The 11,213-nt window shown below is 75.2% G+C and carries 10 protein-coding genes; 8 read left to right on the forward strand and 2 right to left on the reverse strand.

The window, feature by feature from the left end; all coding sequences use genetic code 11:
- Positions 1-142: 142 nt before the first annotated feature.
- Positions 143-496 carry a hypothetical protein gene (locus AB0H57_RS12470; RefSeq protein ID WP_357505564.1) on the reverse strand — a complete coding sequence of 118 codons (354 nt, stop codon included), beginning with the start codon at positions 494-496 and terminating at the stop codon, positions 143-145.
- Between the two features lie 24 nt (positions 497-520).
- On the reverse strand, positions 521-781 hold the full coding sequence (locus AB0H57_RS12475) for a hypothetical protein (protein ID WP_357505566.1): 261 nt from the start codon (positions 779-781) through the stop codon (positions 521-523).
- Positions 782-927: 146 nt separating this feature from the next.
- On the opposite strand from AB0H57_RS12475, the gene AB0H57_RS12480 reads away from it, so the two are divergent.
- From AB0H57_RS12480 to AB0H57_RS12515, 8 genes are all read left to right on the forward strand, one after another.
- Positions 928-1,530 carry a glycoside hydrolase family 16 protein gene (locus AB0H57_RS12480; protein ID WP_357505568.1) on the forward strand — a complete coding sequence of 201 codons (603 nt, stop codon included), beginning with the start codon at positions 928-930 and terminating at the stop codon, positions 1,528-1,530.
- 62 nt (positions 1,531-1,592) lie between these two features.
- Complete coding sequence (locus AB0H57_RS12485) at positions 1,593-2,825, forward strand: hypothetical protein (protein WP_357505570.1); 1,233 nt, start codon at positions 1,593-1,595, stop codon at positions 2,823-2,825.
- A gap of 301 nt (positions 2,826-3,126) precedes the next feature.
- Positions 3,127-3,957 carry a phosphatase PAP2 family protein gene (locus AB0H57_RS12490; protein WP_357505572.1) on the forward strand — a complete coding sequence of 277 codons (831 nt, stop codon included), beginning with the start codon at positions 3,127-3,129 and terminating at the stop codon, positions 3,955-3,957.
- A gap of 62 nt (positions 3,958-4,019) precedes the next feature.
- Positions 4,020-4,961, forward strand: coding sequence for a glycosyltransferase (locus AB0H57_RS12495; RefSeq protein ID WP_357505574.1), 942 nt, complete (start codon positions 4,020-4,022; stop codon positions 4,959-4,961).
- Between the two features lie 94 nt (positions 4,962-5,055).
- On the forward strand, positions 5,056-7,011 hold the full coding sequence (locus AB0H57_RS12500) for a delta-60 repeat domain-containing protein (protein ID WP_357505576.1): 1,956 nt from the start codon (positions 5,056-5,058) through the stop codon (positions 7,009-7,011).
- A 167-nt stretch (positions 7,012-7,178) separates the two neighbouring features.
- Positions 7,179-8,825 (forward strand): hypothetical protein, encoded by a 1,647-nt coding sequence (locus AB0H57_RS12505; protein WP_357505578.1) that lies wholly within the window; start codon positions 7,179-7,181, stop codon positions 8,823-8,825.
- Positions 8,818-9,747 carry a glycosyltransferase family A protein gene (locus AB0H57_RS12510; RefSeq protein ID WP_357505580.1) on the forward strand — a complete coding sequence of 310 codons (930 nt, stop codon included), beginning with the start codon at positions 8,818-8,820 and terminating at the stop codon, positions 9,745-9,747. Before AB0H57_RS12505 ends, AB0H57_RS12510 begins: the two co-directional genes overlap by 8 nt.
- A partial coding sequence (locus AB0H57_RS12515) for an O-antigen ligase family protein (protein WP_357505582.1) occupies positions 9,740-11,213 on the forward strand: 1,474 nt, incomplete at its 3' end. The genes AB0H57_RS12510 and AB0H57_RS12515, both read left to right, overlap by 8 nt.

Below are 11,213 nucleotides of genomic sequence, written 5' to 3' on the forward strand. Positions count from 1 at the left end.
GGCGGGAGCGGGTTCGCCGCCGCGCGCTCGGGCTTGGCGTGTTCTGCGCCGGCCTGCTCGTGCTGGGGGCCGCCGCCGTGCCGCTGTCCCGGGCGGAGGTCGCGCCGATCGTGGTCCCGGTGGCCGCCGACGCCACCGCGAGTCAGGTGCTCCAGGACGGCGACACCGGGGCCGAGACCGCGCTGGCCAGCTGCCCGCAGCTCTGCGACGGCAACCCCAACGGGCGCCGGGACGCGGTGTTCGAGTTCGTGGTGGCGGAGCTGCCGCCGGAGGTGGTGCGGGTCCGGGCCACCCTGCGGGTCTGGAGCTGGCAGCCGTTCCCGGCCCGGGTCGCCGTGCACCGGGTGACCGGCGAGGAGCCGTGGCCGGGCGACTGGTCCCGCCGCCCGCCGCTGGACGGGGCGCTGGCCCGGGCGCAGCGGGTGGTCACCGGGTTCAACGACTTCGACGTCTCCGGCGCGGTGACCGGCAACGGCCGGGTGGCGTTCGCCCTCACCCAGCTCGACCGGGGCTCCCGGATCTACTGGGCCTCCCGGGAGAACGCCGACGCCGCCGTCCGGCCCCGGCTGGTGCTGACGTACGACCGGGGCGCGCGCCGCGGCCGGGCAGCCACCCCGGCACCCGCGCCGGTCGGCCCGGACCCGGGGTCGCGCACGCCACCACAAGCGTCCGGCGGGTCGCCGCTCGCCGGCCCGGCGCCGTCCGCCCCGGCCGGGTCCGCGCCCGCCCCGCCGGAATCCCCGCCGGTCGCGCCGGGCGGCCCGCCGGCCGGCCCGCCCACCGGCGATCCGCCCGGCGCGACGACCGACCGCGGCGGCCCGGTGCCGGGCTGGCGGCTGGTCTGGTCCGACGAGTTCGACGGCCCCGGTCTGGACCGGTCGAAGTGGAACCTGCGCGACGGCGAGGGACATCGACCGGGGCTGCAACGTGGCCGATCCGGCCAACACGTTCGTCTCCGGCGGCGTGCTCACGCTGCGCGCCGAACGGCGGGCCGTGCCGTGCGGCGCGCAGCCGCGCGCGTACGCGCAGAGCTACCTGGACACCATCGGCCGGACGTCGTTCCGGTACGGGCGCTTCGAGGTGCGGGCGCAGTCACCCAACGGGCCGGGGGACTCGCGCGGCCTGTGGCCGGCGTTCTGGCTGCGCCCGGAGGACGGCGGGCGGGGCGAGATCGACGTGGTGGAACTGCCCGGCGGTCCGGAGTGGCACCGGGCCGCCACCCTGGCCGTCTTCTACGACTACAGCCCGGTCAAGCAGGACGTGCGGGTCCCCCTGCCGGCCGGGCATCCGGGGGACGGCTTCCACACGTACACGGTGGAGTGGGAGCCGGACGCGATCCGCTGGTACGTCGACGGGCGGCAGGTCTGGCAGCGCGACCGCACCACCACCCCCTGGTTCGACGAGGTCTTCCACAAGCCCTACAACCTGCGGTTGAACTTCCAGGTCGGCGGCTGGCTCGGTGACCCGGACCCGGCGACCCGGTTCCCGGCCGACTTCCGGGTCGACTACGTCCGGGTCTGGCAGCGCTGACCGCGCCGGCCGGGCCTATGGTGTGCCCGGTCGTGATCGCGGAGGTACGGGTGGGAGGCGGCATGGCGGAGGACCCGCGGGGCCGGACCGACGGCATCGGTTGGGTGTGCCGGGCGGTCTTCGGCGATCCCCGCCTGTGGCTGGGCGTGTCGGCCGGCCCGTCCGCGCCGCCGCCCGGTCACCGGGTGGCCGCCCGGTACGCGGTGGTGCCCTCTGTGGACCGGGCGAAGTTCCTGCTGCCGCTGGCTTCCCGCCGGGTCGGCGCGGCGGCCACCCTGGCGTACAACGCGCTGCGACCACCGCGGGTGCGGATGAACCGGCTCGCGGTCGGGCTGCTGGCCGGGCTCGGCGCGACCGGCCGTGCCCGGATGCCGGTGCTGAGCGTGGCCGTGCCGGACCGGGTCGACCCGGCCGAGGTGCTGCTCGCCGAGCACCTGGGCCGCGCGGCCGGGCGCACGTTGCACGCGGCGATCGGGATCCGGCCGCCCGACCCGCACCACAAGCCGACGTTGCAGCTCTTCGACGACCGGGGAGCGGCCCGGGGGTACGCGAAGATCGGCTGGAACGACGCCACCCGGGCCATGGTGGTGGCGGAGGCGGCGGCGCTGCGTGCCCTGCCGCGTGACGGCGGTGACCTGCCCGAGGTGCCCCGGCTGCTGGCCGAGACGCGCTGGGGGGAGCTGGCGGTGACCCTGGTGGCGCCGATGCCGGCCCGGGTCCGCCGGCTGTCCCGGGCGGAGCGGCCCCGGGTGGCGGCGATGCTGGCGGTGGCCCGGCGGGCCGGTGCGCCGGCCGAGTCCCGCCCGCTGGCCGGGTCGCCGTTCCTGGCCGGGTTGGCCGACCGCGCCGAGCGGGCCGGTGGGCCGGCGCGGGAGGCGGTGGCGGCGCTCGCCGCCCGCGACGGTGCGACCACTGTGGAGTTCGGCCACTGGCACGGCGACTGGGTGCCGTGGAACCTGGGCGGGCACGGCGGCCGGCTCTGGGCCTGGGACTGGGAGAACAGCGGGCCGGACCGGCCGGTCGGCTTCGACCTCGCCCATCAGGGATTCCAGAGCGCGCTGTCGCTGCGCGGGCGGGCCGTGCCGGAGGCGACCGCCGACATGGTCGCGGTGCTCGACCGGTACGGCGCGGCGTTCGGCCTGGATCGGGCGCGCCGGCGGTTCGTCGCGGACGCCTACCTGGTCGAGCTCTGGCTGCGTACCGCCGAACTGGCGGCCGGCGGCGGCGGGTGGAGCGGGAAGCTGCATCCGGCGTTGCCGCGGATGCTCGCCGGACGGCTCACGAGCGGCGGCTGAGGTTGCCCGTACGTGCTTCGGCGGACGGAACGAAGTGTCCGGAGATGGACTCACATTCCGCCGAAAAGCCGCAGTGACGACATCGACGCTATCGCATCCCCTGCTCGGTCCACTACTGTCACCACTCGATTACGGGCGGTCCGCCGCACCGTGATCGCTGCACTCCCGACGTCGTGGGACGTCGGGAGCACGCGGTCCGGCCGACGGCCGGCACGACAGGGGGACCGATGGCATCGGCGCGGATCGCCGGGCGAGGGGCAGCCCGGCGCACCGGCAGGGACACCGGGGGTGGTGTCCGGCCATGCTGATCATCTACGCGTGCGCGGTGCTGGTGGTGCTGCTGCCCACGGTGCTGGTCCCGGTCGGGGTCACCCGCTGGGCGCCGGCCCTGCGGGCCGGACGGGCGGCCGAGCGCCTGCGGCTGGCCGTGGCGGCGCTGAACGGCGCCGTGGGCCGGTTCGGCACCGCGCTGGTGGTCCTGCTCGCCGGCTCCGCCGCGGTGGTGGCGGTCTGCTGGCCGCTCGGCGAGGCGCTGTCCCGCCTGGAGCCGCACCTCGACCGGCCCGTCTTCGAGTACGTGCACGCTCGGCGGGTGGCCGGCTGGGCCGAGCTGAACTCGTTCGTCACCGCCATCGGCGACCGGTACCCGCTCAAGTGGGTGACCGTGGTCGCGGCGCTGGTGTTCGCCGTGCTGTGGCGGCGCCGGCGCTGGTGGTTGCCGCTGCTGGCGCTGCCCCTGCAGTTCGTGCTCGAGCAGTACACCCAGGAGATCCTCGCCCGGGTGGTGGACCGCGGGCACCCGCCGACCGACCTGGGCACCTACCCGTCCGGCGGCTGCGCCCGGGTGCTGCTCACCTTCGGCACCATCGCCCTGCTGGCCGGGCTGACCTGGCGGCTGCCGCGCGGTGGCCGGATCGCGTTGGCCACCGCGGTGGCGCTGCTGGTCGCCGTGGAGGGCTACACCCGCGTCTACGCCGAGAAGCACTGGCTGACCGACGTGCTGGGCGGCTGGATATTCGGCGCCCTGCTGTTCGGCGTCATGGCGCCGGCGTTGCTGGTCGCCGAGGGCCGGATCCGGCCCCCGGCCCGGCGACCGGAACCGACCCGGCAGGAGGTGCCGGCCGGTAGCTGACCCGGGCCGGGCCGCGACCGCAACCGCGACCCGACCTCCCGGACAACGGAAGACGGCACGACATGACCACCCTTCTCGTCGCCTCCGCCGGCGGTCACCTCGCGGAGCTGCACCATCTGGTACCCCGGCTCGGTGTGCAGGACGACTGTGTCTGGGCCACCTTCGACTCGCCGCAGAGCCGCTCCCTGCTGACCGGGCAGGAGGTCATCCACGTCCCGCCGATCCGCACCCGGGACGTGGCGGGGGCTGTGCGCGACTGGCTGGCCGCGCGGCGGGTGCTGCGCGGTGGCCGGTTCGGCCGGGTGGTCAGCACCGGGGCGGCGGTCGCGCTGTCGTTCTTCGTGCCGGCCGCGCGGCGCGGCCTGACCTGCCACTACATCGAGAGCGCCACCCGGACTGCCGGGCCGTCGCTGACCGGGCGGATGGTGGCCGGGGTGCCCCGCGCCGAGCTCTACACCCAGCATCCCGACTGGGCGGACGAGCGCTGGCGGTACGGCGGCTCCATCTTCGACGGATACGTCGCCCACCCGGTGCCGTCGCCGCGGCCGGTGTCCCGGATCGTGGTGGCGCTCGGCACCCAGGCGCGGTTCGGCTTCCCGCGGCTGCTGGCCCGGCTGGTGGAGGTGCTGCCGGCCGAGGCGGAGATCCTCTGGCAGGTCGGCTCCACCCGGATCCCGCGGCTGCCGCCCGGGGCCCGGGACCAGGTGCCGCACGCGGAGATGGCGCAGGCTATGCGGGAGGCGGACGTGGTGGTGACCCACGCCGGGGTCGGCTCGGCGCTGGCCGCGATGTGGGCCGGCCGGCGGGCCATTGTGGTGCCCCGGCGCCGGGGCCACGGCGAGCATGTGGACGACCACCAGGTCGAGCTGGCGCGCGGGCTCGACCGCCGGGGGCTGGTGCTGGCCCGCGAGGCGGACGCGATCAGCCCGGCCGACCTGACGGCGGCAGCGTCGTGGCGGGTCGACCGCTGCGGCGACGTCCGGCCGTTCCGGTGGACGGGATGACCGCGCCGTCGCCCGGGTGGTCCGGTCGGTCGTCGGTGCGGCATTTCCGGGCGCAGAAAGCTACGCAGATCTCACTACGTCAATGGGGGCACCAGTGCTGTTCAGAACATCGTCCCGAGCGAGCCGGCTGCCGGTGGTGCGTTGGCTCGCCGCGCTCGCCGCGTCGGTGCTGGCCGTCGGCCTGCTCGCCGCGCCGGCCCGGGCGGACGGACTCACCCCGGTCGCCATGACCCTCACCTCGGCGGACCCCGCCGACAACATCCCGCACGCGCAGAACGGCGACGTGAAGGCGTTCGCCGAGGTCGGCAACACCGTCTTCGTCGGCGGTTCCTTCACCTCGGTCAAGGCCGCCGGCGCCGGGAGCTGGACCGCCCGCGGCTACCTGTTCGCCTACGACCGCACCACCGGCGCGCTGAAGACCGACTTCGCCCCGGCCCTCAACGGCGCGGTGCACGCGCTGGCCGTCAACGCCGACGGCAAGCTGATCGTCGGCGGGGCGTTCAACACCGTCAACGGGGTGAGCCGCAAGAATCTGGTCGCGCTGGAGCCGACCACCGGCGCCACGGTGGGCAGCTGGGTCGGCCGCAGCGACGGCGGGCTGGTGCGCCGGACCATCGTGCACAACGGCAAGCTCTACATCGCGGGCGCCTTCCATTGGGTCAACGGCACCGAGCACTCGCTGCTCGCCCGCCTGGACGCCGGCACCGGCGCGATCGACCCCACCTTCCAGATCGACGCCAGCGTCGCGCGCGCCAGCAGCGAACTGGTCTGGGGACTCGCCGTCTCGCCGCAGGGCGACACCCTCGTCGCGGTCGGCAACTTCACTCAGGTCAACGGCCAGCCGCGCAACCAGGTGGTGGTGGTCGACCTGACCGGTACGCCGGCGGTGGCCAACTGGAGCACCCAGCGCTTCGTGGCGCCCTGCTACGACTGGTCGTTCCCGTTCTACGCCCGGGACGTGGACTTCTCCGACGACGGCAGCTACTTCATCATCATCGCCGACGGTGGGCGTGGTGACGGCGCGTACTGCGACGCGATCACCCGGTGGGAGACCTCGGCGCGGGGCAGCAGCCTCGACGCCACCTGGGTCAACTACACCGGCACCGACTCGGTGACCTCGGTCGAGGTGGCCGACAACGTGGTCTACGTCGGTGGACACTTCCGCTGGCTGAACAACGCCAACGGCAACGACGCGGCCGGCGCCGGGGCGATCAACCGGTACGGCCTCGGCGCCCTCGACCCGATCAACGGCCTGCCGGTGGTCTGGAACCCGGGCCGGAGCGGCGCGCCCGCGGGCACCACCGCCTGGGGCGCGATCGTGTGGGAGCTGTGGCGGGGCAGCAACGGCGTCCTCGCCGGGTTCGACTCCGACGGCCTCGGCAACGAGTACCACGGCCGGCTCGGCCTGTTCCCGCTCTCCGGCGGCCGGACGATCCCGGCGGTCAACGCCCCGACCGCCGCCTCCGGCTACCTCTACCTGGGCGCCGGTAACGGCACGACCACCAAGGTGCCGTTCAACGGCAGCACGCTGGGCGCCCCGGTGACCAGCGCCCAGCCGAACCTCACCGCGGCCGGCGCGTCCTTCTCGATCGCCAACAAGCTGTACTGGGCAAAGACCGTCTCCGGGGCGCCGAGCGGCAGCTACCTCGAGGTGTCGATGTTCACCGGCGGCTCGGTCGGCGCGCCCTGGGTCAGCAGCGGCTACAACGACTGGTTCAACGCCGCGTCGATGAGCGGGGCGTTCTATCTCGACGGGCGGATGTACTACACCAAGGCCGGCACCAACAAGCTGTTCTACCGCTACCTGGAGCCGGACGGCTACATCCTGGGCTGCACCGAGCTCAGCCTGCCGAGCGTCGGCCTGAACTGGGGCAACGTGCGGGGCATGGCCTGGGTCAACGGCAAGATCGTCTACGGTTCGACGGACGGCGCCCTGCGCAGCGTGCCCTTCGACGAGCAGGCGGTCGACGGTGCCGCGGCCGTCGTCGTCGCCCCGGCGTCCGCCGGCGTGAACTGGTCGAACAAGACCCTGTTCTTCGCCACCTCCTGACCACCCCGCCACCACTGCGGTGGCCCGTCGGCGTCCGCGCGGCGCCGGCGGGTCACCTGGCGGGACCGGGCATTACGCACGGCTTCCGTTCCACGACAATGGGACCAGGTCGCGCCCGGGCGCCCGGCCGGACTCGGCCCACCCAACCCCTCGCGCAAGGACCGCACATGGACGTGACCGACGTCGCCACCGCCCGGCAACACCCTGTCGGCCTCGCCGAGCTGGCCCGCATTCCGGTGCGCCGGTGGCGGGAGTCGCTCGCCGCGGTGGCGCTGGTCGTGGTGGGCGCGCTGGTCTACCTGTTCGTATTGCCCGCGACGTACACCGCCACCACCGCCGTGGTGGTCCGCCCGGTGGTCACCGACCCGTTCTCGGTCCCGTCGGGGGGCGCCGACCGGGCGGTGAACATGACGGCCGAGAGCGGCATCGCCGGCAGCAACGAGGTGATCGACAAGGTCGCCGCCATCACCGGCCGGGAAAGCTCCGACGTGGCCGACGCGCTGGAGGTGGAGACCCCGGTCGGCGGCCAGGTGATGCGCTTCCAGTACGCCGGGCACAGCGAGTCCGAGGCGGTCGCTGGCGCCAACGGCGCCGCCCAGGCGTACCTGAACCTGCGCCGGGGCATCTACGAGAACCAGCGGGCGGGGGTGCTCAAGTCGTACGACGAGACGATCAGCGTGGTGACCGCGCAACGCACCACCACCCAGCGGTCCCTGCCGGGCAACCAGTCGACCACCAACCCGTCTCCGCGTACCAGCGCCCTGCTGGACCAGCTCCGGGCGCTCAACGACCAGCTCGCCACCCTGGCCGAGCAGCGCTCCAAGGTCGCCTCCGCCGACCTCAGCCCCGGCTCGGTGACCAGCGCCGCCCGCGCGCCGGTGCCGTCCACCCGGGACAGCGCCCCGCTGATCCTCGTCGCCGGGGTGCTCGGCGGCCTGCTCCTCGGCGGGCTGGTGGCCTTCGTCCGCGAGGCGCTGGACCGGCGCGTACGCACCTCGGCGGAGGCGCTGGCCGCCGTCGGCGCGCCGCTGCTCGGCGGGGTCCGCCGGAACCGGGGCGGGCAGCCCGACGAGTCGGACCTGCGTTACCTGGTGCTCGCCCTGGCCCGCTGGGTGGACGGGCCGCAGGCCGGCCCGCTCGTGCTGCTCTCGGCCGCCGCCGACGAGGGACGCGAGCGGATCACCGCGGGGATCGCCGCGGTGCTGGCCGCCGACAGCCACGAGGTGCGCCTCGGTGTCGCGCCGGAGAGCGCGGACCGGATGCGTCTGCTGCTGCTGGACGCGCAACGGCGCACCCCGCCGGTGGAGCGGGTGGCGTCCAAGTTGTCCCGGCCCCGCCCGGCGCCGGTGAGCACGCCGGTCACCGGCGGGGGCGGCGGGGGCGGCGCGGGCGGGCCGGAGGACACCGTCGTCATCCCGGCGGTGCGCAAGCCGCGGCCCTTCCCGGCCGCGGACGCCGCGAACGGCGCCGTGTACCGGTCCACCACCACCGACGACCGGACCGAGGTCATCCCGGTCACCCGGCCGGCGGAGCCGGCGGCGGGGGGCGGCGACGGCTGGGAGGTGCGCATCGGCGCGGGCCGGGTCCACCTGGTCGGCCTGGACGCGACGCCCGGGGCCGGCCTCACCGTGCTCGACGCCCCGCCCGCGCTGCACGACGAGCGGGGGGTGCGGGCCGCCCGGGAGGGCCGGGCGGTGCTGGTCGCCGCGCGGGACCGGACCAGGGTGGCGCAGCTGACCCGGCTGACGGAGCGGCTGCGCGCGGTCGGCGTCGAGCCGTTCGGCCTGGTGTTGACGGGAGACGGGCGTGGCTGACCTCGACCGGGCGACGTGTGCGCCGGTGAGCGTCGTGGTGGCCACCCGGGACCGGCCGGGGCTGCTGGAGCGGGCCGTCGGGGCGATCCTCGGCCAGGACTATCCCGGCGAGGTCGAGTGCGTGGTGGTCTACGACCACACCGACATCCGTCCGCTGGAGCTGCCCGTGCCGCCCGGCCGGGTGCTGCGTTACGTGACCAACACCCACTCCCGTGGCCTGCCGGGTGGCCGCAACACCGGCGCGGCCGAGGCCCGCCACGACCTGATCGCCTTCTGCGACGACGACGACCACTGGCTGCCCGGCAAGCTGCGCCGCCAGGTCGAGCTGCTCGCCGCCCGCCCGGAGGCCGCCGCGGCCAGCTGCGCCATCCGGCTGGAGGGCCCCGGCATCGCCAAGGACCGCCGGCTCGACCGGACCGAGGTGACCCTGGCCGACTTCGTCGAGGACCGGGTCATGGAGGTGCACTCGAGCACCCTGCTGCTGCGCCGCTCCACCTGGGACGCCGTCGGCCCGGTCGACGAGGAGCTGCCCGGCGGCTACGGCGAGGACTACGAGTGGCTGCTGCGCATCGCCGCGCACGGTCCGGTGGCCGTGGTGCCCGAGGTGCTGGTCGCGGTGGACTGGCACGGCGGGTCGTTCTTCTTCGGCCGCTGGGCGGTCATCGTCGAGGCCACCCGGTACCTGATCGACAAGCATCCCGAGCTGGCCGGCAGCCGGACCGGGCTGGCCCGGCTGCACGGGCAGATCGCCTTCGCGCTCGCCTCCGGCCGGCGGCGCCGCGAGGCGGTGCGCGAGCTGGGCCGGGTGCTGCGGCTCAACCCGCGCGAGAAGCGGGTGCTGGTGACCGTGCCCGTGGTGCTCGGCCTGCTCTCCGGCGAGCGGGTGCTGCGGCTGGCCCAGCGGACGGGGCGGGGTGTCTGACCGGGCGGCGGCGACCGGCACCGCCGCGCCGGCACCCGGGGCCGGGGCCACCCGGACGCCGGACCGGGCACCGGGGACCACGATCCGGCCCGGACCGCCGCCCCCGCTGCCGGTCTGGCCGCTGACGGTGATGTTCGCGCTGGTGCCCCTGTGGTGGGCGCTCGGCGCGTTCTATCTCGGCTGGTCGATCCTCGGCGTGGCGCTGCTCGCCCTGCTGGTCGCGCGGGGCCGGGTGCCGCTGCCCGCCGGCACCGCCTGCTGGCTGGTCTTCCTCTTCCTGGTGCTGCTCAGCGCCAGCCGGCTGGACCGGGCCACCGCCTACCTCACCTTCGGGCTGCGCTTCGGCTTCCTGGCGACCGCGCTGGTGGTCTGCGTGTACGTGTACACCCTGCTGCGGGAGGGCGCCCGGTGGGAACGGGTGCTGCGCCCGCTGGGCTGGTACTGGCTGGGCCTGGTGGCCCTTGGCTGGCTGGCCGTGCTCGCGCCCACCCTCGCCCTCACCACCCCGGTGGAGCTCGCGCTGCCGCAGGGCGTCGCCGGCGAACGGTACATCCAGGCGCTGACCCACGTCCGGGTGACCGAGTTCAACCCGTTGTCCCGGTCGCCGATCTACCGCACCGCCGCGCCGTACCCGTACACCAACAACTGGGGGACGGCGTACGCGTTGCTGGTGCCGTGCGTGCTGGCCTACCTGGCGTCGGTGCGGACCGGCCGGCTGCGGGTGCTGCTCTGGGTCTCGCTGCCGCTGTCGGTGGTGCCGGCGTTCCTGACCCTCAACCGGGGCATGTTCGTCGGCCTCGGCGCCGGCCTGCTCTACCTGGGCCTGCGCGCCCTGTTCCGGGGCAACGCCCGGCTGATCGTCTGGATCGGCGCCCTGGTGCTGCTGGCCTGGGTGGTCAGCCTGGTGGTGCCGGTGCAGGACATGATCGACGCCCGGGTGAGCACCACCGACACCAACGTGGACCGGATGGACCTGTACGTGCGGACCTGGCAGGCGGTGGAGCGCTCCCCGCTGCTCGGCTACGGTGCGCCGAAGAGCGTCGACACCACGCTGGCCGAGGAGCCGCTGGGCACCCAGGGGCTGATCTGGCAGCTGCTCTACAGCCACGGCATCCCCGCGCTGCTGGTCTTCCTCGGCTGGCTGCTGCTGGTCGCCCGCCGGCTGGCCGCCGCGGTGTCGCCGGCCGGGTACTGGCTGAGCACCGTTCCGGTCATCGCGCTGGTGGTCGTCCCGGTGTACGCGTACATCGATCCGAACCTGTCGGTGATCTTCTTCGCGGTCGGCGCGGGGCTGGCCGCGGTCGGCGGGCCGGTGAACCGGCCCGCGCAGGGGGTGTCCAGCCTGGCCCGGCCGGCGCCGCTGACGCCGTGGCGGACCCGGGGCTTCGGCCGGGCCACCGTGCCGGACCGGCCGCCGCGGCCGGCGGGAGTCGCGGCGGTGCCGCTGCGCACCGCGCCGCGCCGCC

Source organism: Micromonospora sp. NPDC050686 (assembly GCF_040654475.1).
Taxonomy (GTDB): Bacteria; Actinomycetota; Actinomycetes; order Mycobacteriales; family Micromonosporaceae; genus Micromonospora.

Excerpts from the sequence above, each read along its gene's own strand:
- AB0H57_RS12485 (WP_357505570.1), top strand. The coding sequence starts at position 1,593 with ATGGCGGAGGACCCGCGGGGCCGGACCGACGGCATCGGTTGGGTGTGC.
- AB0H57_RS12490 (WP_357505572.1), top strand. The coding sequence starts at position 3,127 with ATGCTGATCATCTACGCGTGCGCGGTGCTGGTGGTGCTGCTGCCCACG.
- AB0H57_RS12495 (WP_357505574.1), top strand. The coding sequence starts at position 4,020 with ATGACCACCCTTCTCGTCGCCTCCGCCGGCGGTCACCTCGCGGAGCTG.
- AB0H57_RS12505 (WP_357505578.1), top strand. The coding sequence starts at position 7,179 with ATGGACGTGACCGACGTCGCCACCGCCCGGCAACACCCTGTCGGCCTC.